The sequence below is a fragment of the Burkholderia sp. MSh2 genome, from assembly GCF_000731655.1.
Lineage (GTDB): Bacteria > Pseudomonadota > Gammaproteobacteria > Burkholderiales > Burkholderiaceae > Burkholderia > Burkholderia paludis.
In genome coordinates this window covers 58,274-83,479 of sequence record NZ_JPGM01000008.1, presented here as the reverse complement: position 1 = coordinate 83,479, position 25,206 = coordinate 58,274, and the positions used below count along the sequence as shown (strand labels likewise).

The window sequence follows — 25,206 nt, the reverse complement described above, 5'->3', positions numbered from 1 at the left end:
TAATGCTGATTTTATAAATTTGCAAGGGTTGTGGTAAATGTTGCTTATTACGGGTGGTGCGGGATTTATCGGTGGAAATTTTGTTCTCGACTGGCTTGCCGGCTCTGACGAGTCCATTGTCAATCTCGACAAGCTGACTTATGCCGGGAACCTGGACACCTTGAAGTCTCTGGACGGTGATTCGCGCCATCATTTTGTTCGTGGCGACATCGGCGATCGTCAACTCGTCTCGAAGCTACTTGCCGAATATCGACCGCGTGCCGTGATCAATTTTGCTGCCGAGTCGCATGTCGATCGGTCGATTGACGGCCCGGGCGATTTCATTCAGACGAACATTGTCGGGACATTCAACCTTCTTGAATCGGTACGCGCGTACTGGTCGAACCTCGGTGCGGACGAGCGTCAGGCATTTCGTTTCCTGCACGTCTCTACCGACGAAGTGTTCGGCACGCTCGGCGCGAATGATCCGCCGTTCACCGAAACCAATACCTACGAACCGAACAGTCCGTATTCGGCGAGCAAGGCTGCGTCGGACCACCTCGTGCGCGCATGGCATCACACGTACGGATTGCCGGTGGTGACGACCAACTGTTCGAACAACTATGGTCCGTATCACTTCCCCGAGAAGCTGATCCCGCTGATCATCCTGAATGCGCTTGCCGGCAAGCCGCTGCCGATCTACGGCGATGGTCAGCAGATCCGTGACTGGCTCTACGTCAAGGATCACTGCTCGGCGATTCGCGCGGTCCTGGCGAATGGCGCGCTGGGTGAGACCTACAACGTTGGTGGCTGGAACGAAAAGCCGAATATCGAAGTCGTGCATACGATCTGCGCGATCCTCGACGAACTCCGGCCGCGTGAGGACGGCAAGTCGTATGCGGACCAGATCAGCTTCGTACAGGACAGACCGGGCCACGACCGACGTTACGCAATCGATGCGCGCAAGCTCGAGCGCGAACTCGGATGGAAGCCGGCCGAAACCTTCGATACCGGTATCCGCAAGACGGTCGAGTGGTACCTGACGAATCAGGCCTGGGTGACGAACGTCACGAGCGGCCAGTATCGTACGTGGATCGAACGCCAATACGGAGACGCATGATGCCGCGCGTCCTGATTACAGGTTCGAACGGTCAGGTCGGCTTCGAATTGCGGCGCGCGCTCGCTCCGCTCGGGGAAGTGATTGCACTGACGCGACGCGACGCAGACCTCGCTGATCCGGCGAGCCTTGTCGCCGCGCTGGATCGGTATTGCCCCGACCTGATCGTGAATCCTGCCGCCTACACGGCGGTGGACAAGGCCGAGAGCGAGCCGGAGCTGGCCCGGGCAGTCAATGCGGGGGCCCCCGGCGCGATGGCTCGATGGGGGGCGGCTCACAATGTGCCGCTCGTTCACTTCTCGACCGATTACGTGTTCGAGGGCACGGGTGTGACGCCGTATCGCGAAGACGCGCCGGTCAATCCTCAGTCGATCTATGGGGCAACCAAGTGTGAAGGCGAGAATGCGGTTCGTCAGGCCTGCGCGCAGCACCTGATTCTTCGGACGAGCTGGGTCGTGGGCGCGCATGGCGGCAACTTTCTCAAGACGATCCTGCGCCTTGCCCGCGAGCGGGACCAGCTTCGCATCGTGGCTGATCAGACCGGCGCGCCCACGTCGGCTGCGTTGATCGCCGACGTGACGGCCCACCTCGTTGCCCGCTATTTCGCGGATCGCAAGAGCTTTGCGTTCGGCACATACCACCTCGCGGCCTCGGGCGAGACGAATTGGTGCGAGTATGCGCGTCACGTCGTGGCGCTTGCGGAAGCGCGAGGCCTTGAACTAAAGTTGCGCTCGACCGATATCGTGCCAATTGAGACGCATGAATATCCGCTGCCGGCAAAGCGGCCGATGAACTCACGCCTCGACTGCAGCAAGCTGATGTCGACGTTCGGCATATCGCTCCCCGATTGGCGAAACGGCGTTGATTACGTCTTCGAGCAACTGCACGACTGACACGGAACAAGACAAGCATGAAGCGCAAAGGCATTATTCTCGCCGGAGGGTCGGGTACCCGTCTCTATCCGGCGACACAGGCGGTCAGCAAGCAACTGCTGCCGATTTACGACAAGCCGATGATCTACTATCCGCTCAGTACGCTGATGCTGGCGGGGATTCAGGATGTTCTGATCATCTCGACGCCGCAGGATACGCCGCGTTTCGAGCAGTTGCTGGGCGATGGCTCCCAGTGGGGGATGCGTCTCCAATACAAGGTGCAGCCGAGCCCGGACGGGCTTGCCCAGGCATTCCTGCTCGGTGAGTCCTTCATCGAAGGCGACCCGTCGGCGTTGATTCTCGGCGACAACATTTTCTATGGCCATGATCTCGGCGGCTTGTTGAAAGGGGCGGCCGACATGACTTCGGGCGCGCAGGTCTTCGCGTACCACGTTCAGGATCCGGAAAGGTATGGCGTCGTCGAGTTCGACTCGACCGGCAAGGCGATCAGTATCGAAGAAAAGCCCGAGGTTCCGAAATCGCATTACGCGGTGACCGGGCTCTATTTCTACGACGAGCACGTGGTCGAGCTTGCGAAGTCGTTGAAGCCGTCGCGGCGCGGGGAGCTGGAGATCACCGATCTCAATGCGCTCTACCTGAAGGATGGCTCGCTCAACGTGCAGACCATGGGGCGGGGTTTCGCGTGGCTCGATACCGGCACGCACGATTCGATGCTCGAGGCCTCGCACTTCATCGCCACGATGGAGCATCGACAAGGGCTGAAAATTGCATGCATCGAAGAGATCGCGTATCGCTTCGGCTATATCGACGAGGAACAACTCGAGCGTCTCGCGCAACCGCTTAGCAAGAACGGTTATGGCCGGTACCTGCAAAGTATTCTGAAAGAAGGAAGAGCCCGGTGAACGTAATAGCGACCGCCATTCCCGACGTAAAGATTTTCGAGCCGAAAGTATTCGGCGATGCGCGCGGGTTCTTCTACGAAAGTTTCAATCATCGCGTCTTCGAAGAGGCGATCGGGCATTCCGTCGAATTCGTCCAGGACAATCATTCGAAATCCGCAAGGAACGTCGTTCGAGGCCTGCACTACCAGATCGATCACGCGCAGGGAAAGCTGGTTCGGGTCGTTGCGGGGGAGGTGTTCGATGTCGCGGTCGATATCCGTCGCACGTCGCCGACGTTCGGCCGATGGGTCGGCGTGATGCTGTCCGCCGAGAACAAGCGCCAGCTGTGGATTCCGGAAGGTTTCGCGCATGGCTTCGTTGTCGTTTCCGACACGGCGGAGTTCTTGTACAAGACCACCGATTACTGGCATCCGGCCGCCGAACGAGCGATCCGCTGGGACGATCCGACGCTCGCGATCGAATGGCCCATCTCGGGCGAAGCGCTGGTGTCCGGCAAGGACGGAGCGGCGCCCGCTTTCAAGGATGCCGAGTACTTTTGAGTTGCTTCCAGCAAGTCCATGTTTGACTTCAACGCCCTGCGCCTGACGTGGGGAATGCCCTTCCTGGTCGATCGGTCCGATGCCGCATCGTGCTTGCCGGCAGATCGACCGGGGTCCCGGGCTTATCTGGTCAACGTCCAGTTGTTGCCGGGTTGGTACATGATCGAGCTTCGCGCGGCCGGTCATGCGGCGCAGTTGCGAGCCCGGTTGCGACTGCCCGGCGGCGCATCGTCTGCAACGCTTGCGACGGCGCTCAGCGCGCGGCAGGTGAGCAAGCGAATCGTTCATCTGCCGGTGCGCGGCAAGATCGAAATCGAGATCGATTGCGACGATCGGTCGGTCGATCGAATCGAGACGTTCCGGCTTGCCAGGGTCACGACGCGGTTCGCACATTCGCGCATCATGACCAAGCTTGGTGCGCTGCACCCGAGGTACAAGCCCTGCGGCGACGATTACGACCTGACGGATGCGGGGCATGGTCGCGTCGACATGGCGCAGGCGTGGCGCGATTACTGCTGCCTGTTCGACGAATCGGAGCTCCTGGTCGAATATCCGGACTGGGTTCGTCACTTCGATACGCCGGCCCCTGACACGTACCGCATCATGCGGGACAACCTGCGCCACTTCGCCGACGGTCCGGCGTTCGCGATCGGCATGGAGGTGGCGGATGAATCAGCGTCGCACCGGGAGGCGGCAATCCGCTCGATCGCCACGCAGATTTACCCGCACTGGCAACTTCTGATCGTCGATCGACGTTCCGGCGCCGATCGCGGCGCGCTGATTCCCCAGGATCTCCGTGCCGATGCGCGCATCCGTGTCATTTCGGACGGTGCTGCCGATGAAGCGCATTCGGCGCTGGATCGGGCGCTCGCCGAAAGCGGTCATTGGGTCCTGTTCGTCGGGCAGCACGATGTGCTTCCACTGCATGCCCTCTATGTCGTGGCTGACGCGATCAACCGACGCCCCGACGCCGACCTGATTTACGCGGATGAGGACAGTATCGGCATCGACGGTGTGCGCCACAGCCCGCGCTTCAAGAGTGACTGGAGCGAGGATCTGATGCTTTCGTCGGATCTGTTTACCGGTCTTGCCGTTTATCGACGGGACGTTTTCTCGTCGTCCGGCGGGCGTGACCATTGTCACGGGGTTGCATCGCGCTATGACATGACGCTTCGCTGTCTCGCGCATACCGGCCGGGACAGGATCCTGCACATACCACGCGTGCTTTACCATGTCCGGGCCCAACCCGAAACAGTCCAGGATCCAGCGGCGCAACACGATGCACGCGACGCCGGCCGGATGGCGGTCGTACGCCACCTGTCGCGGACGGGTGTTCGAGCGACGGTTTCGTCGACGGAGCATGGTCGTCACGTACGGTATCCGTTGCCGGAGCGGGCGCCGCTCGTCACGCTCGTCATTCCGACTCGCAACGGATTCGCGCTGCTCAGCCAATGCGTCGATTCGATTATCGAGAAGACGCGCTATCGGCCCTTCGAAATCATCATCGTCGACAACGGGTCCGATGATCCGGAAGTCCTCGACTACATGGAGCGGGTTTCGGTCGAGCACGGCGTACGCATCCTTCGGGACGATCGCCCGTTCAATTACTCCGCACTCAATAATCGCGCGGTCGACATGGCTCGGGGCGAGTTCGTCGCACTCGTCAACAACGACGTGGAAATCATAGACGGCGACTGGCTCGACGAAGTGATGGGGCACGCGTTGCGCCCGGAGGTCGGTGCTGTCGGCGTCAAATTGCTCTTTTCGAACGGAACCGTTCAGCATGCGGGTGTCATCGTCGGACTCAGCGGCTGCGCCGATCACCTGCATCGCGGATTGGGGCGCGACGAACCGGGATACCTCGCGCGTGCGGTAACGACGCAATCCCTGTCCGCCGTAACCGGCGCATGCCTCGTCGTCCGACGATCCCTGTATCTGCAACTGGGGGGATTGAACGAGCGCGATCTCGCCGTTGCATTCAACGACGTCGATTTCTGCCTGCGCGTTCGGCAGGCCGGCTACACGGTGGTCTGGACGCCGCATGCGGTGCTGTATCACCATGAGTCCGCGACGCGCGGGCGGGACGATACCGAGGAGAAGATGGCGCGGGCCGCGCGAGAGATCGCGTACATGCGTCATCACTGGCGCGACCTGATCGAGAATGACCCGGCTTACAACCCGAATCTGTCCCTCGATCGATTCGATTGTCAGCTCGCGTGGCCGCCGCGTGTGGTGTCTCTCAAGCGACTTGCACTCGGAGCGGTGAAATCGTGAATGCAGATGGCTGGCAGGCGATGTGCCGAATGCTGCCGCTGATCTGATCCATCCCTTCAGCGTCCGTCGCCATATGGGCGGGGCGAGGGACGACTGCATGACAGCGCGTGTACGCTAGCGACTGATGCGCCCGGCTGCGCCGCTGCTTCGCGCTTCGTGACTGCGCGGCTCGAGTTTTTGCCCGCAGCCCGTATGCGCCGGCTGCCCTGCATCTCCGTCGATACGCTTTTCGTCGGGGAAGCCGGGGTCTCGCGTTGGTGCGTCATGCCGTCGATCCAGATTCATCTATTTTCAATCAATATGAAAGATTTTTTCCTGTCGATGGTTCGTCGAGAGGTTCGATTCAAGGTCAATCCGGTGCGGGATCTGATCTTGTCGGGGGCGACGTCGGTCGACTGGATGTCGACGGGAGACCATCCTGTTTTTGACCTTGAACCGGAAGACGAGGGCGAGGCTGTTCCATCCGGCTGGGTCTATATCGAGTCCCGGTTGAACAGACGGGGCGCGTCTCTGGTGGCCCGGCTGTATGTCGATACCGGCTCGGGATTTGCCGAGGCGGAATCTTTCGCCCTGCCGGCGGCGCGCACGGGAAATATCAAGCAGATCGTCAAGATTCCACGCAATGCTCGCCGGCTGCGCCTGTCGCCAATGCGAGGCGAGGGCGCAATCACGCTGGAATTCTTGCGGATAACTGAAATATCGGCGGCGGAACGAATTGCCAGAATGGCCGAATGGGTCGCTGGAGATATAATAAAATTCAGGAAAACCGATCGCGCTAAAAAATATGATATTACCTGGCGGCGTTTGCTGGTCGACCTGAATGGCGCCTATGAAGGTTGTGCGAAACTGAGATTCCATTCCGTTCCTTTGGGTTACAAGGAGTACGTGGAAAAATTCGATACCCTGCACCGCTCGGATATCGAATCGATCCGGCGGCACGTAGGTTCGTTCAAGCGGCACCCGGTGATTTCGATTCTTGTTTCGGTGTGCGGATCGTCGCTGGATCATCTGGAATCCGCCGTTCAATCGGTCCTGAAGCAGATTTACGAGCACTGGGAGTTGTGCATCGCTGTCGACGAGAACGATGCGTCAAGGGTTGCTGAATATCTGGAATCTGTTTCGGAAAAGGATGATCGTATAAAAGTTGTTTTTCTGAACTCGGGCGGAAGTTCGTCGGCTTTGGCGAATGGTGCCCTGGGTTTGGCGACCGGGGAGTTTTCTGCGATTCTCGGGGGAAGTGATGTTCTTGCGGCCCATGCGCTCTATCTATTTGCTCTTAAGATCAATGAGATCGACGGGCTGAATCTCATATATTCGGACAACGACGAAATCGATGGTGGCGGTAATCGGGGCAACGTTTGTTTCAAAAGCGCGTGGAATCCGGATTTGTTCTTTTCCCGTGACATGATTTCGGGCTCGGCCGCATACAGGACATCTCTCTTGCGTGAGACAGGCGGGTTTCGAGTCGAGCATGAGGGTTGCCAGGAATACGATCTCACGCTCAGGTGCGTAAAGAGCAGCGCACCTTCCCAGATTTGCCACATTCCGCGCGTGCTCTATCATCTTCGTCAATGCGGCGAACGGGGAGTGATCGATTCGGATTCGGGGTGCGGCGAGTGGAGCGCAAAAAGAAGCGCACTTTCCGAATTTTTCAAAGATCAGCCGGGAGTGAGTGTTTCCAGAGGAAGCCTGGCCGGCACCTGTCGAGTGAAATACCCGATACCCGTTCCCGCGCCCAAGGTCACGATAATCGTACCGACTCGAGACGGTGGGCCGTTGCTGAAAAAATGTATCGTCAGCGTACTTGAAGGAACTGCCTGCGAGAATCTGGAAATCATTGTCGTGGACAATCAAAGCGAGGACAGGGAGACAGTCGATTTTCTGAAGTCTCTGGCTCCGAGAAGTAATGTCGTCGTTTTGAAATATGATTTCCCTTTCAATTATTCATCGATCAATAATTTTGCGGAAAAGCATGCATCTGGCGATGTCTTGTGTTTTCTCAATGACGATGTGGAGGCAATCGAGCCGGACTGGCTGGGAGAGATGGTCGCGCATGCGTTGCGTCCGGATGTCGGTGCAGTAGGAGCGAAGCTTCTGTATGCCGACGGATTCGTCCAGCATGCAGGTGTCGTGATGGGGATCGGGGGCTTCGCGAGCCATGCGCACCGGTTGTATCCGTCGACCCACCCGGGGTATGCGGGAAGGGCGGCCCTTGTGCAGAATTTCTCGGCGGTCACGGGGGCCTGCCTGGTCATGCGTCGGGACGTATTTCGTGCGGTTGGCGGTTTCGACGAGAAAAACCTTCCGGTCGCGTTTAATGACGTGGACCTGTGCCTCCGCGTACGGGAGGCAGGCTACAGGATAGTGTGGACGCCATATGCGGTCCTGCATCACTTCGAATCCTACAGCCGGGGGGACGATCAAATGTCGCCCGAGAAGCGGGCCAGATTTAACAGGGAGAAGAATTTCATGCTCTCCCGGTGGCGTACCGATCGAATGGACGATCCATATTACAATCGGAATTTGACGCTCGATCGGGAGGATTTTACGATTGCCGATTTCCCGAGAATGTATGAGCCTTGGAGGGACTGGTCGGCATGATCGGTATTGACTCTATTGTTTTCGGTCTTGTGCATGGGCATTGGGCTTCATGGAGTTATATAAGCTTGGGCTGTTCCGCGGCATCTTTTGGGGCGTCTCGGGGTGGATTGAATAAAGTAACGCGGAAGGAATATTCATGGATGTAAAAAAGCGCCTGCTGCCTGGCATTCCACTGATTGAATCACCTCTTTTCGATTCCGAGATTGCCCAGGCGGAGCTGACGCCCGGCGAGCGTGAGATCGCGGTCGCGCTGAACCGTAACGGTTATGCCGTGATCGATTTTCCCGATCCTGAACTCGATACGCGGATTGCACGTATTCGGGAACGCCTGACGTCGAGATTTGCCGACACGGGGTTGAGTCCCGAGGGCGTGTTCTATGCTTCCGGCCGTATTCAGGACGCGTGGATCAACGATCCGGACGTGAAGGAGATTGCCACCAATCGTGCGCTGCTGGATTTGCTCGGACGCCTGTATGGGCGCGCTGCATTTCCGTTCCAGACGCTTAATTTCCGGGTCGGTACGCAGCAAAAGATGCACACCGATGCAGTGCATTTCTCGTCGATTCCGCAACGCTTCATGTGCGGCGTATGGGTCGCCCTGGAGGATATCTCCGCGGAGGCCGGACCGCTCCAGCTGGTTCCCGGGTCGCATAACTGGCCCATGATTGACAACGCAATGGCTGGTCGACACGGGTATGGCGTGTCCAGCGAGTCGGCGCAACTGCCGTACCAGGAAATCTGGGATGCGATGGTGGAGGCAAAGGGCGCCGGCACCAAGACCTTTGAGGCACGGAAAGGGCAGGCGCTGATCTGGTGCGCCAATCTGCTGCATGGGGGGAGTCTGCAAATCGACCCGGCCATGACGCGCTGGTCACAGGTGACGCATTATTTCTTTGACGATTGTGTTTACTATACGCCCGCGTTTTCCGACGAATACCTGGGGCGTTTGCAGCTTCGCAATCTGGTCAGCGTTGTCGACGGGACGAAAAAACCCAATTCGTATCTGGGTGAAGAGATCAAGCCTCCCGCCCGAACCTCGCCGCGTGCGTCGCGAACCCTGGTGAAAAAATTGAGCAAATGGATGAAATCTTCTTGATTCCATTGATTCGGTCGCGCGATTGAAAATGTCTTGCGCGGCCGACAAGGCCCCGAATTCAGCGTAGTTCGCTTGAGGCGGGGCTCTTCCGGTTTGCTGGAACGGGCTCGTCGCGTGAATGCCTGCTTCTTCAGATAAGGCGCCCATCACACGACGGCAGCAAGTGCGCGTTGTGCTGAAAGGGTGTTTTGCCCCGATGGCGGCTTCGAGCGTCGCCTTCGCTGCGGCTGTACCTGTCCATCGGTGCCCGATAGACATCGTTAAGTACGGTTACCGCTGATTTCAGATCTTTCCGGTTCACGAACGCCGGCGAGCCGCGGGTGGAGTCGGCGATACGGGCCTGGATGGTCGCTTCGCGAAACGTCAGGCTGGTTGCCTCCCGGAAGCCCGCTAGCTTCCGGCAACGACCGTCAGGATGTTCTGAGCGTCGTGCCGCTTCCGGCCGTTGGCGGGGCGCAGCCATGATTTGGCGCTCCTGGTCGGATCAATCCGGAGGGCGGCAAGTCATATGGCCCGTCGTGGGCCGTAGCCCGCCGCCAGGCAGTTCGTGAACGGATGGATCTCGGAATGGGCGACCTGCCCTCACATCTGATTCCCGATTCGCAGCAGGCAGCGGTCCGGAGCCGTCCCCGCTACATACTTGCATCCGCTTTTCCAGCGCACGCTTTCTTCCTTCCTGCTGCCGAACCTGCCCCGCGCAGCTTTCGGTCCGCTCTCTGTATCCCCGCACTGACGTACCCGGTCAGTCCTCGGCCATGTGACGCCGCGCGGGGGGAGCGCCAGCGCGTCAAGCGATGCGCTTCGGTATGGCGATCGTCCCGGCGCGCGCGTTGCGCGGCCGAAATCCGGTTCCGTATTCGACGCGCGCACGGCGCAATCGACCATGCGCTCATCGTCCGATTTCAACTCCGACGCACCTTTGGCGTGGTCCCTAATCGCTCTGCCAGCGTCTGAGGCCGATTGTCGGTGGGGGCTGGCCGGTTCCGTGCGGTAGACCTGGCTGGAGCGGTGAGCCTAAAGGGTCGATGGTGCTCACGTAAACAGTGGGACCAAATGCGATCCCCTGGAGCTTCATGGGTGCTTTGTAATCAAGTGTAAAGATATGTGTATTTCCGGATCGACACTTGAGGCGTGAAGGCATGTATAAGCCGAGGGGTTATACAAGAAAAACCTCGAATACGGCTGATTCGCCCGGTGTTTTACTTGATCTTGCGTATGTCAAGTCCGGACCGTGGATATCTTGCCGTGCGTTGCTTGATTGCAACGATCGGGGCGTGCATTGTTACGTTTTCTTTATTTTTGTTGAGAAATATTTAACTGTTGGCAAAATGTATGTCAATTGTAAAATAATATTCACAATGAAGTCATAAGTCTGTAGGTGGCCCGATTCGCCGGCCGGTCGGATTGCGACATCAACCGGACGGGGCGAAATCGCGGTGTGCGGCTTTGGCCGGCGCGATCGTGACAATCGAGAGATCATGAGCATTAGCGAAATTTTCCGAGTGGTTGGAACCGACATTACCGACAGTGGCCGGACTCCGGTCTCGGTTCTGCGAAAGCCCAAAATATTGAGTATTGGCGGGTGCGTTACCGAAGTCCTCTCCGGAAGGATGAGTCGACTGGCAAATGTTACGCATCTGTGGCGTGTAAGCGTACCGTGCTTGATGTCGAAGAAGGTCGATGGGCGTACCTATTTCGAATCGTACGACCCGCAATTGTCCGAGCGAATCAATTTTGAGTTGACGAAGCAGGCGTTGCATAAACTCAAGACAGGCGGGTACGAATTTATACTTTTTGATCCAACCAGCGATTTTACCAACGATTACTACGAGAAAGACGGCTGCATTATCTCGGATCTGGAAGCGGCGGTAATGGGGCCCAACTGGAAGTTGCCGGACGGGTTCGTGGATAGTGGCTGGGTCAAAATATCACCCAAGAGTCATCAGTATTTAGATATTTATTATCACTATCTCAAGGAGCTGATTGAGCTATCCGAGGAGATTGGTGTCCCGCTTATCGCCATGAAGCGGCGAACGTGCGTTAACAAAATCACCCATGACGGTGTGACCGGCCTGGGCGACCCCGATTCGGCAGAAGTCAATTGGTGGGTTGATCTGCTCTGGAGCAAAATTGATGGCTTGTCGGGAAGATTGAGTATTCTCGATCTCAATTCTCGTTTCTCGATTACGTCGTTCGATGTTCCTTACGGTGAAGGGAAATTTCACCCAATCGAGGAGTTTTACGATTACGCGGCTTTCAAATTAATGGGGCTAATGAGATTGGGTGACGATCTGATCTCGGAAGTCATGTTTGATGTGTACAGGGAAAGGGCAAGTCGCCGTCTGGTCACGCATTCCGAGCGGGAAGGTCTGCGTCAAGAACGCGACGGCCTGGTTCAAGAGCGAGACGGCTTGCGTTACGAGCGCGACGGTTTGGTTCATGAGCAGGACGGCTTGCGTTATGAGCACGACCGGGTGATGCATGAGCGGGACGGCCTGCGTTACGAACACGACCAGGTGACGCATGAGCGAGACGGCTTGCGTTACGAGCGCGACGGTTTGGTTCATGAGCGGGACGGCTTGCGTTACGAGTACGACGGTTTGATTCGTGAGCGAGATGGCCTGATTCAAGAGCGGAATGGGTTGGTGCACGATCGGGATGCCCTTCGGTTATCTCTCGATCACCTCGCAGCAGAGCGGGATTTAATACTGTCTCGCGAGACTGAAGGCGCACGTATTGCATCCGAGTACCATGCGCAGGAATTGAGGGCGCTCACGGAAGCGCGAGATACCGCTCTCGCCGAAAATGCGGCTAACGTTTTGGCGGTGGGGAATTTGGAAAGGGCTTACGCAGAACTCTCGCGTCAGCATGATGAACTGTGCGTTCAGCGAAGCCGTCTTTTCAATGAGTTGCGATTGGAAGGCGGGCCAATGGCCTTGCGTGACGTGCTCCCGCTGGCCAGGGCATGGCGGCCTGTTCTCCGGTGCATCGGGAAGATCAGGCGATGCTGTCGGCGATTGATCGGGCGCGGCAATCATGACGCGACGCATTGCAGCGAGATCCATGGGCAGTAAGGCGTCGACCTTGGTGCTCGGTTTCGTCGCCGGTCGAGCCGGCTGAGCGCACGCATGCGCCCCGTGAGAAATGGGGCTCGCAACCGACGAGATCTCACGGATTGGGTGGGGAAGTTGCGTTCGCTGCACGAGATTGCGGTCACCGTGTCTGGGCAATTGCACTTGCGTGCTGGCGGGCTGCATTCCCGGGTGTGACGCCCGAGTGTTGCGACGATGGAGCGCTTCACGACGTACCGTCGTACCGCCTGTTGCCGATCTGAATGGCTTGAGTCGCGATCGTTGTGGTCTTGACTTTTGCGTCCGATCCGGATCCGGACGTGACGCAGGCGCATGGTTGTGCGATGTGTCCGGAGACAAAAGCGTCATGGCATGGCGGCGTCGAGCAAGGGCGCCGATGTGCGTGTCAGCTTGAGCGCGAACCGGCTCACTCTCAAAAACGTAACACCAGTACGAGTCGGTCTCGGCGAACACCCGATGTCGTTTTTTTGACGACGACAGATATTTCGCGTTTGTAATGCAATGGGGTATCCTCCACACCTCCGGCGGTCGTTGCCGCTTCATTCTGCTTGTTAGCTTGACACGAAAGCTTGTGTTATTTACACAATTCTTACAGTTTTATAGCGTAAAATTTCGTGTTCCCCCAGGTTTCCATTCAATAACCTAGATGCCGCGCTCGTTTCTCGTGCTGCAAGGCACTGCCTCGCTTTTTTTCTATCGGCTTTCACGCGCGCTCCAGGATAAGGGGTTTGCTGTCTACCGCGTCAATTTTTGTGGTGGTGACTTGTTGTATGGCGGGGCGGGAACTGTTTTAAATTACCGCGGCGGAGTCGGGGATTTGCCCCAATGGTATGACGATATTGTGCGGCGCGAGGGGATCACTGACGTCATCATGTTCGGCGACTGTCGCGACGTTCATCGCGAGATGCTGTCGGTCTCGACGGCGCATGGCTTGCGCGTTCACGTATTCGAAGAGGGCTACGTTCGTCCGCACTGGATCACGCTGGAACGCCACGGCGTCAACGGGCGTTCGCTGCTGCCGCGCGACCCCGCATGGTATCTGCAGCAACGCAGCGTGACGCCGCCCGCCAGGCAATGGCACGCCACCGGCTACAACCTGTACGAGCGCGCCTTTCACGACATTACGTATCGATTTGCGAACACGGTGTGCTGGCCCCGGTTCCCGAAGTATCGCAGTCACCGACCGAAAAACGGCTTTTTCGAATATTCGGGGCTGGCGGTCCGGATGCTTCTGCAGCGCAAGCATCGACGTGAAGCGGAGGAGGTCACGCGCGAATTGCTCGATAGCGGGCGGCCCTACTATCTTTTCCCATTGCAATTGAATTCGGATGCGCAAATCGTCGTGCATTCGTCTTTCGATGGAATTCGGGCGGCGATCAGTCGTGTCCTGGAGTCTTTCGCGCGATATGCACCGCAAGACGCGTTGCTGGTCATCAAGAATCACCCTCTGGATACAGGGCTCATCGAATACCGTAATTTTTCGCTTAAAATTGCGCGTGCCGCTGGCATGGAGAATCGGATCCGTTTCATCGATGCCGGTCATCTCCCGACATTGCTCGAACACGCCCGCGGGGTCGTGCTGATCAACAGCACGGTCGGCTTGTCCGCACTGCACCACCAACGGCCGCTGGTTGCGCTGGGTACGGCTATCTACAATTTCAGCGGCCTGACCTGGCAGGGCGATCTCGACGACTTCTGGTTGCGAGGCGTGCCGCCGGACATGGATCTCTATCACGCGTTCCTCGACTATGTGATGCATCACACGCAGATCAACGGCGATTTCTACACCCGGACCGGCATCGCGATGGCCATTGCGGGCGCGGTTGCACGGCTAGAGCAGGCGGATGACTAGGTCGTCGGCCCGGCATGTCGTCGTCACCGGCGCAAGCGCAGGCATCGGCCGCGCGCTTGCGCTCGCGTACGCGCGGCCCGATACCGTACTCGGTATCGTCGGCCGGAACGAAGTGCAGCTCGAATCGACCGCTGTCGCTTGCAGGGCGCGCGGCGCACACGTGATCACCGGCATCGTCGATGTACGAGAGTCCGAACCGATTCGCATGTGGTTGCATCGATTCGACGACCAGTATCCGATCGACCTGCTCATCGCCAACGCCGGTGTCGCGAGCACGTTGTCCTCGGCGTCCGACTGGGAGGGCATCGATCGTATTGCCGCCGTCGTCGACACGAACTTATACGGCGCGATGCACACGATCCTTCCGGTTATCGAGCGCATGCGCGCCCGCCGGCATGGCCGTATCGCCGCGGTCAGTTCCCTGGCTGCCCTTCGCGGGATGGCCATCTCGCCCGCCTACTGCGCGAGCAAGTCGGCGATCAAGGCCTATGCCGATTCCGTCCGTCCGCTGCTGAAGCGAGATGGGGTCGAGGTTTCGGTCATTCTTCCCGGTTTCGTCAAAACGTCGATGAGCGACGTTTTTCCCGGCGAAAAACCTTTCATGTGGACTGCCGAACAGGCCGCCGCATACATTCGCAAGAAACTCGATGCCGGGCGAGCGGAAATCGCGTTCCCGGGGCTGCTTGCATTCGGCATGCGCCTCTTGACCCTGCTGCCCGTCACGCTGGCCGATGCGATTCTGGACAAGCTTTCGTATCTGCCCGGCAAGGAAGATGTAAATTGACGGGCGCAATCTGGCTCACGTTTGCCATTGCGGCCGGCGTGTCGTTCCTGCCTGACCGGATCGCCGTTCCGCGCTCCGCGGTGCGGCGTCGTGCGGATGCGTTGCTTCTGCAGGTGCTCGCCGTCGTGTTCCTCGCGTCGCTGATGTTGCTTGTCACCGCGCGGCCGGTTTTCGCATCGTCCGTCGCGGTTGCGCTGGTCGGACTCGTTGCGGTGGTCAGCAACGCCAAATACGAATCCCTTCGCGAACCGTTCGTGTTCACCGATCTCAGCCTTTTCAGCCAGTTGTTCGCGCATCCGCGGCTCTATCTGCCGTTCCTGAGCGCAGGCAAGATCGTTGCGATCGGCGCGGGCATCGTGCTCGTCGTTGCCGGCTATCTTGCCGAGACGCCCGTCGCGCCGCGTCCGACGCTGGCGCTGGCGACCGTCGTCGTGTTGACATTTTTACTGGCGCGTTACATCGCGGCGCGCCTGCCGTTGGCGATTGACGCCAACGCAGATCAGCGCCGTCACGGTTTTTTCGCAGTCTTCGTCGCATATTTGCTGAACGGCATGCGTCCCGCGACGTTCGAAGCATTCCGGCGCACGGTCGAGGCGGGGCCTTTCGCCGCTGGCGCGTCGATGCAGCGCCCCGACGTCATCGTGATCCAGAGCGAGTCGCTGTTCGACGTGCGACGCGTCTCGTCGGCGATCGCGCCCGGTGTGCTCGCGAATTTCGACCGGGCGAGACGCCAGGCGGTCCGCTATGGCGAGCTCTCGGTACCGGCATGGGGCGCCAACACGATGCGCACCGAATTCTCGATGCTGACCGGCCTGTCGTCCGAGCAGCTCGGCTACGCGCGCTTTTATCCGTATGCCTTCGTGCGCCGTGCGTGCGCGTCGATCGCAAGCTGGTTCGCTCGCGGCGGTTACGACACGCTGGCGATTCATCCGTACTACGCCGATTTCTTCGGCCGCAATCGCGTCTTTCCGTTGCTCGGGTTCAACACATTTCTCGACATCGAATACTTTGCCGACGCGTCGCGCGCCGGTCCGTATGTCTCCGACGCAGCCGTGCTGGACGCCGTGATCGCCGAGCTGGAACGGGAGCGGGAGAAGCCGCGCTTCATTTTCACGATGACGATGGAAAATCACGGCCCGCTGCATCTCGAGGAGGTTTTACCCGGCGAATCGTCTTCAAGGCATACTCTCGGCGAAGACGCCGCCTGGCGCGACCTGACAGCATACTTGCGGCACATTGAAAATGCGGACGCAATGATCGGGCGCCTGCTCGATCATTTGCGTACCAGCGATCGTGAAACAGTCGTTTGTTTCTACGGCGACCACGTTCCCGCTCTGCCCCATGTTTTCGAAAAGCTTGGCGTTTCGCCACAACGCAGCGACTACTTCATTTGGCGGAACTACGGCACCGATACCCCCGAATGCAGGAATCTGGCGGCCGAGGAGCTCGGATCGGCACTGCTGCATGTGATACAAGATCACGGAAATCGCACCGAACAGCCGTGCGTATCCGAGAAAGCGACATAAAAGATGAACAGTAAGATTGCAATAGTTGGGATAGCTTGTCGGTTTCCCGGGAGCGCTAACAATCTTGGCGACTTCTGGCAACTGCTGCGTGACGAACGCGACGCAGTAACCGAAATCCCCGCCGACCGTTTCGGCACCGATTTCTACCAGCACCCGTCCAAGCGCGAACCGGGCAAGAGCTACACGTTCTCGGCCGGCGTGCTCGACAACGTCGCCGGCTTCGACGCCGCGTTCTTCGGCATTTCGCCGCGCGAAGCGACCCAGATGGATCCGCAGCAGCGCCTCCTGCTCGAACTCGCGTGGGAAGCGTTCGAGGATGCGGGCGTGCGCCCGGCCGACATGCGCGGCAGCAACTGCGGCGTCTATGTCGGCGTCGCGAGTACCGACTACGGCAGCCGCAGCATGGACGATCTGAACGCGATCGATCCGTATTCGGCGACCGGCAACACATTGAGCATCGCGTCGAACCGCGTGTCCTACCTGTTCGACCTGCGCGGCCCGAGCATGTCGGTCGACACGGCCTGTTCGTCGTCGCTCGTCGCACTCCACCAGGCCGTCAAGGCGCTGCAGTCCGGCGAGGCCGACATGGCGCTCGCCGGCGGCGTCAACCTGCTGCTGCACCCGTTCGGCTTCGTCAGCTTTTCGAAGGCGTCGATGCTGTCGCCGCGCGGCCGCTGCCGCGCGTTCGATGCGACCGGCGACGGTTATGTCCGCTCCGAAGGCGGTGCGTTCGTGCTGCTCAAGCCGCTCGATCGCGCACTCGCCGACGGCGACACGATCCATGCGGTGATCGCCGGCTCCGGCGTGAACTCGGTCGGCCATTCGCCGGGCGGCATCAGCGTGCCGGGTGCATCCGCGCAGGCGTCCTTGCTGCGCAGCGTGTACGCGCGCGCGGGCATCGATCCGCAATCGCTGGCGTATATCGAGGCGCACGGCACCGGCACGGCGGTCGGCGATCCGATCGAGGCGCGCGCGCTGATCGACGTCGTGTCGGGCGGGCGCCCGGCGGACCGTCCGCTGCTCATCGGCTCGGTGAAGACCAACATCGGCCACCTCGAGACGGCATCCGGGATGGCCGGCCTGCTGAAGGCCGTGCTGTGCCTGAAGCATCGCGCGGCACCGCGCTCGCTGCATTTCGTCACGCCGAATCCGGGCATCGATTTCGACGGCGGGCGCCTGCGTGTCGTCGATCGCTACATGCCGCTCGATGCGGGCGATGCACCGCTGACGGTCGGCGTCAACTCGTTCGGCTTCGGCGGAACGAACGCACACGTGGTGCTGACGGAAGCGCCGGCCGCAAGCGCGGCGCCGGCGGCCACGCCGGAACCGGCTCACGCGCCGTCCCCGCTCGTCATGACCGCGCGCAGCGCGAACGCGCTTGGCGCGCTCGCGGGCCGCTATCTGGCGGCGCTCGAGAACGGCGGCGACTGGCAGGCGCTTGCCGCCGCAGCCGCCCGCCGTCGCCAATGGCTCGAACATCGTGCAATCGTTGCGCCGGCCGACGTGGCCGAAGGCCGTGCGGCACTCGCGGCGCTGGCCCGGCCGGCACCGGAAGGGGTGCCCGCATGCGTGGCGACCGGGCACGCCCAGGCCGACGCGGCGCGCACCGCGCTCGTCTTCTCGGGCAACGGGTGCCAGTGGGTCGGGATGGGCAATGAGCTCTACGCGGAGAACGCCGTCTTCCGCGCGGCGCTCGACGAAGTCGACGCGCTGTGGTGCGCCGACGGCAGCCCGTCGCTGGTCGACGTGATGCGCGGCGGCCCGAGCGCGGAATGGCTGGCCGGCGCGGGCACCGAGTGGCTCGCCGCGACGGAGAACGCGCAGCCGCTGCTGTTCGCGATCCAGGTCGGCATGATCCGCGTGATCGACGCGCGCGGGATGCGTTACGACGCGGCAATCGGCCATAGCGTCGGCGAAATTGCCGCCGCGTGGGTGACGGGCGCGCTGTCGCTGGTCGACGCGGTTCGCGTGATCAAGATCCGCAGCCGCGCGCAGGCGATGACGCGCGGCAGCGGCCGGATGGCGGCCGTCGGCATCGGCGACGCGGCGGCACGCGAACTGATCGCGCGCCACGGGCTCGCGCGCCGGGTCGAGATCGCCGGCATCAACAGCCCGGACGCGGTGACGCTCGCGGGCGAACTGCAGGGCTTGCAGACGCTGGAGGCCGCGCTGCGCGGCAGCGGCAAGTTCTTCCAGATGCTGGATCTCGACTACGCGTTCCACAGCAGTCACATGGACCGCATCGAGCCGGTCGTGCTCGCCGAACTGGCGAGCCTGCGGCCGCAACCGGGCAACGGCACGTTCGTGTCGACCGTGACCGGCGGCGCGCTTGCCGGCGACGCGCTCGACGCCCGTTACTGGTGGCGCAATATCCGTGAGCCGGTGCGCTTCGGCGACGGCATCGCGCACCTGATCGAGCAGGGCGTGCGTCTGTTCGTCGAGGTTTCGCCGCATTCGATCCTGCGCACGTACGTGAAACAGGCGCTCACGGCCGCCGGCGCAACCGGCGTGGCGCTGCCGACGCTCAAGCGCGATCACGGCAGCGCGGCGATGCTGCGGCAGGCGATTCTCGCGGCGATCGCACACGGTGCGAGCGTCGACGCCGACCACTTCGCACCGGGCGAAGCGCGTGTGGCGCTGCCGTGCTATCCGTGGCAGCGCGACCGCTTCTGGCTGATGCCGACCGTCGAAGGCTACGGCCTCGTCAATCGCCGCCGCGAGCATCCGCTGCTCGGCTATCGCCTGCATGAGCACGCCTTCGCGTGGGAAAACCAGCTCGATCCGGCGAAGCTGCCGATGCTGGCCGATCACGTCGTCGACGGCGGCGTGGCGTTCCCGGGCGCCGGATACGTTGAAATGGCGCTTGCCGCTGCACGCACCTTCTTCGATACGCCGGATGCGGCACTCGAAAACGTCGAGATCCGTACACCGGTGGTCTTCCAGCCGCAGCAGGCGAAACTGTTCCGACTCGTGATCGAGCCGCGCACCGCGACCTTCACGATCGAGACGCGCGACCGGATGTCCGACGGCGCATGGACGCTGAACGTGACGGGGCGGATGCTGGAAAGCGGCACGACGCTCGGCGACGCGAGCGTCGTGCCGCCGGGCATGCTCGATCGCCTGCTCGCGCAGCCGGGCGCCGACGGCGACACGCTGTATGCCAACACGGCGGCCATCGGCCTGGGCTACGGGCCGGCATTCCGCTGGGTCCGCACCGTGCGGGTCGCCGCGGACGACGATGCGGCACTGGCCGACGTCGCCGCGCCTGCCGCATGCGGCGACGCACAGGCACGTTCCGCCTATCTGCTGCATCCGGCCCTGATGGACAGCGGATTCCATCCGCTGTTCGCGTTGCTGGCCGCGCATGCGCGCGAAGGCGAGCATCCGGCTTACGTGCCGGTGCAGATCGGCCGGGTCGACTACCTGCGCGGCGACACCGTGGCACGCGTGCTCGCGCGGATCGACCGGCGCAGCCCGCACTCGATCGTCGCGCATTTCGAATTCCTCGACGCACAGGGCGCGATCGTCGCGCGGCTCGGCGGTTGCCGGTTCCGGCGCGTCGATCTGGTCGGCCGCCGGCAGAACCTGCCTGCGCGCTTCGTCTACCGCCTCGAGGAAACGCCGCTGCCGGGCGACGTCGACGCGGCCGGTCTGCCTGCCCCCGACGCGCTGCTCGCACAGGCTGTCGCGCGGCTCGACGGCACCGGGCACGATGCCCGGCGCACGCTGCACCTGACCGAAATCCTGCCGCTGCTCGACGTGCTGGCGAGTCTCTATGCGCTCCGCGCTTTCGAGTCGCTCGGCGCGTTCGCCGGCGCGTGGCAGCCGGCGGCCGGGCGCGCGGCGCTGGCCGCGCGTCTTGCCGACATGCTGATCGAGGACGGGCTTGCGCGTCGCGACGGCGAGCGCCTCGTGCGCGACGACGCGGCGTGCGCGGCACTGCCGCCGCTCGACGAGCTGTGGCGCGGGCTGCTGGCCGAATCGCCGGGGCACGTGGCCGAGCTGACGCTGCTCGCGCATTGCGGCGCGGCGTTGCCCGACGTGCTGAACGGTACGAAGGACGGCGAACGATTGCTGTCGCCGACCGGGCACAGCCTGGTCGAGCAACTCCTGGCCGCATCGCCGACCTGGCAGCACGTGCATGCGCTGCTGACGGCAAGCGTCGAGCAGGCCGTCGATGCGTGGCAGCCGGCGCGCCGCTTGCGCGTGCTGGAACTGGGGGCGACCGACGGCGACGTGCTGCAGACGCTCGGCATGCATCTCGCCGGGGCGCGCTGCGATCACACGATCGCAGCCACGGCCGGCCAGTTGGCCGGGTTCGACGCGGATGCGGAATCGGCGGTGCGCACGGTTGCGCTGCAGTCGGGCGAACGGCTGTCGCTGGCGGCCGACGAAACCGGGCCGTATGACCTGATCGTCGCGAGTCGGGCGCTGAACGGGCGCCACGACGCGGCCGACGCGCTGAACGTGATGCGGTCGTGGCTGGCGCCGGGCGGATTGCTGCTGCTCGCCGAGTCGCGTCGCGGCCGCTTCGCCGACATCGTGTTCGGCGCGCAGCAGGCTTCGTCGACGGAAGCCGGCGCGCCCGTGCCGCCGGCGCCGGCGGATCTCGAGGCGGCGCTCGAGCGCGCGGGCTACGTCGACGTCGCGCGTCACGTCGAGCAATCGCTCGATCTGGACGGCACGCCGACCTTCGTCATCGCGCGCAATCCCGCGAGTGCCGTTGCCGCGCAAAGCGGCGGCGACCTGAGCGATCTCGATACGCTGGCGCGCAGCGAGCAATGGCTCGTGATCCACGCGCCGGATGCCGTCGGCAGTTTCGGCGGGCGGCTGGCCGATGCGCTGGTGCGTGCGGGCTATCCGGCCGATATCGTGGACATCGCGCACGCGGCCGACGCGATCGAGTCCTTGCCGGCCGGGCAGCCGGCGCATGTCGTGTTCTGCGCGCCGGAAGCGCCGCTGGCGGAATCGGCGGCGGGAGACGCACTGATGGCCGCGCAGCGCAACGGCGTGATCGCGCTTGCGGCGCTCGTCCGCGCGCTCGGTGCGCAACCGAACGCGGCCACGCGGCTGACCGTCGTCACGCGCGGGGGCGCGCCCTTCGCCGGGACCGCGAACACGCATCCGGACCAGGCGACGCTGTGGGGCCTCGGTCGTGTGCTGGCGAACGAGCATCCGGAACTCGCGTGCCGGCTGATCGACGTCGACCGGACGGCGGACCGGGTACCCGATGCGCTGATTCGCGAACTGACCGGCCCGGCCGTCGAGGAGGAAGTCGTCCTGGGCGCACGCGGGCGGCTGGTGCCGCGCATGCTGACGGCCGTGCAGGCCGCGGCCCGCAACGATCGCGCGATCGCCCGTGCGTCCGTGCTCGCATTCGATGCGCCGGGCTCGCTGCGCAATCTCGAGTGGTTCGCGCTGCCGGAAAGCGCGCTGGGCGCGGACGAGGTGGAAATCGAGCCGGCCGCGACCGGCCTCAATTTCCGCGACGTGATGTATGCGATGGGGCTCCTGTCCGACGAAGCGGTCGAGACCGGCTTCGCGGGCGCGACGATCGGCATGGAGCTGTCCGGCCGGGTCGTGCGGGTGGGCGACGCCGTCACAGCGTTCGCGCCGGGCGACGCGATCCTCGGCTTCGCGCCGGCTTCGTTCGCGACGCGCGTCAGGACGCGCGCGCAGGCGATCGCGCTGAAACCCGAGCGCCTGTCGTTCGAGGAAGCGGCCACCGTGCCGACCACGTTCTTCACCGCGTATTACGCACTGGTCGAACTCGCGCGTCTGCGTCGCGGCGAGCGCGTGCTCGTGCACGGCGGCGCGGGCGGTGTCGGGATCGCCGCGATCCAGCTTGCGCGCCACTTCGGCGCGGAAGTGTTCGCGACGGCCGGCAGCGACGAGAAGCGCGAGTTCGTGCGCCTGCTCGGCGCCGATCACGTACTCGATTCGCGCAGCCTCGCGTTCGCGGACGAGATCCGCACGCTGACGGGCGGGCAGGGCATCGACATCGTGCTGAATTCGCTTGCCGGCGAGGCGATGGTGCGCAGCATCGACACGCTGCGTCCGTTCGGTCGTTTCCTCGAGCTCGGCAAGCGCGATTTCTACGAAAACAGCCATATCGGGCTGCGGCCGTTCCGTAACAACATCAGCTATTTCGGCATCGATGCCGACCAGTTGATGGGCGCGCTGCCGGAGCTGACCGCACGCCTGTTCGGCGAAGTGATGGCGCTGTTCGCGGCCGGCGTGCTGCATCCGCTGCCGTATCGCGCGTTTCCTGCCGAGCGGGCGGAGGATGCATTCCGCTACATGCAGCAGGCGCGCCAGATCGGCAAGGTACTCGTGACCTACCCGTCGGGCACGCCGGCGCCGACTCGCGGCGGCGCGCGTGCCGGTTCGCTGGCGCTCGATCCGCATGGCGCGTACCTGGTGGTCGGCGGCACGGGCGGGCTCGGTTTCGCGAGCGCGCGCTGGATGGTCGAGCGCGGTGCGCGACGGCTGACGCTCGCGAGCCGTTCCGGCGAACTCGCTGCCGCGGCGCGCGAGGAAGTCGCGCACTGGCGCGAGACGCTCGGCGTCACGGTCGACGTCGTGTCGTGCGATGTGACCGACGCGACTGCCGTCGACGCGATGATCGCCGCGATCGTCCGCCGCGACAGCCCGCTCAAGGGCGTGCTGCATTCGGCGATGTCGATCGACGACGGCCTCGTGCGCAATCTCGACGATGCGCGCATGGCCGCGGTGCTGGCACCGAAGGTGGCCGGCGCATGGAACCTGCATCGCGCGACGCGCACGCTGCCGCTCGATCTGTTCGTGGTCTATTCGTCGGCGACGACCTATCTGGGCAATCCGGGGCAGTCGAACTACGTCGCGGCCAACACGTTCCTCGAGGCGCTCGTCGAACATCGCCGCGCGGCAGGATTGCCCGGCACCTTCATGGCCTGGGGGCCGCTCGAGGACGTCGGCTTCCTGGCGCGCCACGCGGATACGCGCGAAGCGTTGCAGTCGCGGATCGGCGGCGCGTCGATCACGTCCGGCGAGGCGATGGTCGCGCTCGAGCGGGCGCTGGTCGCGGGCGCGGCCGGCGAAGCCGTGGTCCGGCTCGACTGGCACGCCGTTGCACGCGGGATGCCTGCCGCGAAGGCGCGCCGGTATGCGCTGCTGCAATCGCAGGCGAAGGGCGGCGACGCGCGCGACGGCGGCACGCAGCTGCGGGAAGAAGTGCTCGCATTGCCGCGCGACGAAGCGATCGCGCTGGTGGCCCGGACGCTGCAAGGGCAGATCGCGCGGATCCTGCACATGACGCCGGACCGGATCGCGCTCGACAAGTCGGTGCTCGACATGGGCATGGATTCGTTGATGGGGATGGAGCTCGGCCTTGCGGTCGAGGAGGCGTTCGAGGTCAAGCTGTCGGTGATGGCGATCGCGGAGGGCGCCTCGGTGACGACGCTGGCCGGCCGCATCGTCGATTCGATCGACGCAGCGACCGCTGCCGATGCCGGCGCCGCGACCGATGCCGCGCAAGAAGCCGTCGCGGCGCTCGCCGCGAAGCATGCGATCGGCGGCGACGCGCGCGCGATGCTCGACACGCAGCCGGCGGCCGTTGCGGGCCAGGCGGCGCCGACGTTCGAGGTCGCACGATGAGCGCGCCGTCCGGCTGGGCGACGACTCAGGGCACGCTGGCACGTCCGCTGGCGATCGACGGCCACGGGCTGCACACGGGGCGCCGGGTGGCCGTGCGGATCCTGCCCGCGCGTCCGGAAGACGGCGTGACGGGCATCGCGTTCCGCCGCGTCGCGCAGGGGCGCACGCTCGCGACGCTGCCGGTCGATCCCGCGCTGCGCCGCGCCCAGCCGCTGTGCACGATGCTGCGCAATGCCGACGGCGTCGGCGTGCGCACGGTCGAGCATCTGCTCGCGTCGCTGCTCGCATGCGAGATCGATCACGCGATTGTCGAGATCGATGCGGAGGAGGTGCCGATTCTCGATGGCAGCGCCGCGCCGTGGGTGGACGCCATCCACGCGTGCGGCCGCGTCGCGCTCGATGCGCCGAAACGCTTCATCCGTGTGTTGCGGCCGGTCGTCGTTACCGATGGCGCGGGCGACCAGCGGCGCGAAATGCGGATCGAACCGGCGCCGCGTTACGAACTGAGCGTGCACAACGATCTGCGCGGCTTCGGCGACATGCACTGGGATGGTGCGCTGACGCCGGCCGCATTCGCGACCGAGATCGCGCCGTCGCGTTCGTACGGGCGCGTGAAATGGGCCGTGCCCGCGATCGTAGCCGGTTATCTGCGCGGGGTGCCGATCCTGCGCGGCGCGCGGCCGTCGTGCACCGCGTCCATCGTCGGCAATCGCGTGCTGGGCGGGATGCGGCTGCCGGAGGAGTTCGTCCGGCACCGCGTGCTCGACCTGGTCGGCGATCTGGCACTGGCCGGCGCGCCGCTGCTGGCGCACGTGAGCGCGTGGCGGCCGAGCCACGAGATGAATTTCCGGCTGGTCGACGCGCTGCTCGCCGAGCGCGATGCGTGGCAGTGGGCCGAGTTTCCTGACGCGTGACA

At 62.8% G+C, this 25,206-nt stretch carries 14 protein-coding genes; 13 read left to right on the top strand and 1 reads right to left on the bottom strand.

Annotated elements, in window-relative coordinates:
* The first annotated feature begins 37 nt into the window (after positions 1 to 37).
* From rfbB to GQ57_RS06855, 7 genes are all read left to right on the top strand, one after another.
* Positions 38 to 1,099, top strand: coding sequence for a dTDP-glucose 4,6-dehydratase (gene rfbB / locus GQ57_RS06885; protein ID WP_031399606.1), 1,062 nt, complete (start codon positions 38 to 40; stop codon positions 1,097 to 1,099).
* The gene (gene rfbD / locus GQ57_RS06880; protein WP_152603209.1) at positions 1,099 to 1,989 is read left to right on the top strand and encodes a dTDP-4-dehydrorhamnose reductase; all 891 of its coding nucleotides are present in this window, start codon (positions 1,099 to 1,101) and stop codon (positions 1,987 to 1,989) included. The genes rfbB and rfbD overlap by 1 nt, the downstream gene beginning before the upstream one ends.
* A 17-nt stretch (positions 1,990 to 2,006) precedes the next feature.
* The gene (rfbA, locus tag GQ57_RS06875; RefSeq protein WP_031399604.1) at positions 2,007 to 2,891 is read left to right on the top strand and encodes a glucose-1-phosphate thymidylyltransferase RfbA; all 885 of its coding nucleotides are present in this window, start codon (positions 2,007 to 2,009) and stop codon (positions 2,889 to 2,891) included.
* Positions 2,888 to 3,430, top strand: a complete 543-nt coding sequence (gene rfbC / locus GQ57_RS06870; protein WP_031399603.1) for a dTDP-4-dehydrorhamnose 3,5-epimerase — start codon at positions 2,888 to 2,890, stop codon at positions 3,428 to 3,430. The genes rfbA and rfbC overlap by 4 nt, the downstream gene beginning before the upstream one ends.
* Positions 3,431 to 3,448: 18 nt before the next feature.
* Positions 3,449 to 5,704, top strand: a complete 2,256-nt coding sequence (locus GQ57_RS06865; RefSeq protein WP_081896604.1) for a glycosyltransferase family 2 protein — start codon at positions 3,449 to 3,451, stop codon at positions 5,702 to 5,704.
* Between the two features lie 264 nt (positions 5,705 to 5,968).
* Positions 5,969 to 8,305, top strand: coding sequence for a glycosyltransferase family 2 protein (locus GQ57_RS06860; RefSeq protein WP_235215033.1), 2,337 nt, complete (start codon positions 5,969 to 5,971; stop codon positions 8,303 to 8,305).
* Between the two features lie 136 nt (positions 8,306 to 8,441).
* A complete protein-coding gene (locus tag GQ57_RS06855; RefSeq protein WP_034197465.1) occupies positions 8,442 to 9,401 on the top strand; it encodes a phytanoyl-CoA dioxygenase family protein in 960 nt (319 codons plus the stop codon).
* A 130-nt stretch (positions 9,402 to 9,531) separates the two neighbouring features.
* Here the strand turns inward: GQ57_RS06855 and GQ57_RS41410 are convergent, their stop codons facing one another.
* On the bottom strand, positions 9,532 to 9,864 hold the full coding sequence (locus tag GQ57_RS41410) for a hypothetical protein (protein WP_152603208.1): 333 nt from the start codon (positions 9,862 to 9,864) through the stop codon (positions 9,532 to 9,534).
* A gap of 1,015 nt (positions 9,865 to 10,879) precedes the next feature.
* Here GQ57_RS41410 and GQ57_RS06850 point away from each other — a divergent pair.
* From GQ57_RS06850 to GQ57_RS06825, 6 genes are all read left to right on the top strand, one after another.
* Entirely contained in the window at positions 10,880 to 12,475 is a 1,596-nt protein-coding gene (locus GQ57_RS06850) for a hypothetical protein (RefSeq protein ID WP_235215032.1), read from the top strand.
* Between the two features lie 664 nt (positions 12,476 to 13,139).
* Entirely contained in the window at positions 13,140 to 14,345 is a 1,206-nt protein-coding gene (locus tag GQ57_RS06845; protein WP_034197464.1) for a capsule biosynthesis protein, read from the top strand.
* Complete coding sequence (locus GQ57_RS06840) at positions 14,338 to 15,129, top strand: SDR family NAD(P)-dependent oxidoreductase (protein ID WP_034197463.1); 792 nt, start codon at positions 14,338 to 14,340, stop codon at positions 15,127 to 15,129. The genes GQ57_RS06845 and GQ57_RS06840 overlap by 8 nt, the downstream gene beginning before the upstream one ends.
* Positions 15,126 to 16,655, top strand: a complete 1,530-nt coding sequence (locus GQ57_RS06835; RefSeq protein WP_034197462.1) for an LTA synthase family protein — start codon at positions 15,126 to 15,128, stop codon at positions 16,653 to 16,655. Before GQ57_RS06840 ends, GQ57_RS06835 begins: the two co-directional genes overlap by 4 nt.
* A 3-nt stretch (positions 16,656 to 16,658) precedes the next feature.
* The gene (locus GQ57_RS06830; protein ID WP_034197461.1) at positions 16,659 to 24,290 is read left to right on the top strand and encodes a type I polyketide synthase; all 7,632 of its coding nucleotides are present in this window, start codon (positions 16,659 to 16,661) and stop codon (positions 24,288 to 24,290) included.
* A complete protein-coding gene (locus GQ57_RS06825) occupies positions 24,287 to 25,204 on the top strand; it encodes a UDP-3-O-acyl N-acetylglycosamine deacetylase (RefSeq protein ID WP_034197460.1) in 918 nt (305 codons plus the stop codon). Before GQ57_RS06830 ends, GQ57_RS06825 begins: the two co-directional genes overlap by 4 nt.
* Positions 25,205 to 25,206 lie beyond the last annotated feature (2 nt).

What these genes read in the sequence shown, in the direction of transcription:
- rfbB (WP_031399606.1), top strand. Translation starts at nt 38, where the DNA reads ATGTTGCTTATTACGGGTGGTGCGGGATTTATCGGTGGAAATTTTGTT.
- rfbD (WP_152603209.1), top strand. Translation starts at nt 1,099, where the DNA reads ATGCCGCGCGTCCTGATTACAGGTTCGAACGGTCAGGTCGGCTTCGAA.
- rfbA (WP_031399604.1), top strand. Translation starts at nt 2,007, where the DNA reads ATGAAGCGCAAAGGCATTATTCTCGCCGGAGGGTCGGGTACCCGTCTC.
- GQ57_RS06865 (WP_081896604.1), top strand. Translation starts at nt 3,449, where the DNA reads ATGTTTGACTTCAACGCCCTGCGCCTGACGTGGGGAATGCCCTTCCTG.
- GQ57_RS06860 (WP_235215033.1), top strand. Translation starts at nt 5,969, where the DNA reads ATGCCGTCGATCCAGATTCATCTATTTTCAATCAATATGAAAGATTTT.
- GQ57_RS06855 (WP_034197465.1), top strand. Translation starts at nt 8,442, where the DNA reads ATGGATGTAAAAAAGCGCCTGCTGCCTGGCATTCCACTGATTGAATCA.
- GQ57_RS41410 (WP_152603208.1), bottom strand. Translation starts at nt 9,864, where the DNA reads ATGGCTGCGCCCCGCCAACGGCCGGAAGCGGCACGACGCTCAGAACAT.
- GQ57_RS06850 (WP_235215032.1), top strand. Translation starts at nt 10,880, where the DNA reads ATGAGCATTAGCGAAATTTTCCGAGTGGTTGGAACCGACATTACCGAC.
- GQ57_RS06845 (WP_034197464.1), top strand. Translation starts at nt 13,140, where the DNA reads ATGCCGCGCTCGTTTCTCGTGCTGCAAGGCACTGCCTCGCTTTTTTTC.
- GQ57_RS06840 (WP_034197463.1), top strand. Translation starts at nt 14,338, where the DNA reads ATGACTAGGTCGTCGGCCCGGCATGTCGTCGTCACCGGCGCAAGCGCA.
- GQ57_RS06830 (WP_034197461.1), top strand. Translation starts at nt 16,659, where the DNA reads ATGAACAGTAAGATTGCAATAGTTGGGATAGCTTGTCGGTTTCCCGGG.
- GQ57_RS06825 (WP_034197460.1), top strand. Translation starts at nt 24,287, where the DNA reads ATGAGCGCGCCGTCCGGCTGGGCGACGACTCAGGGCACGCTGGCACGT.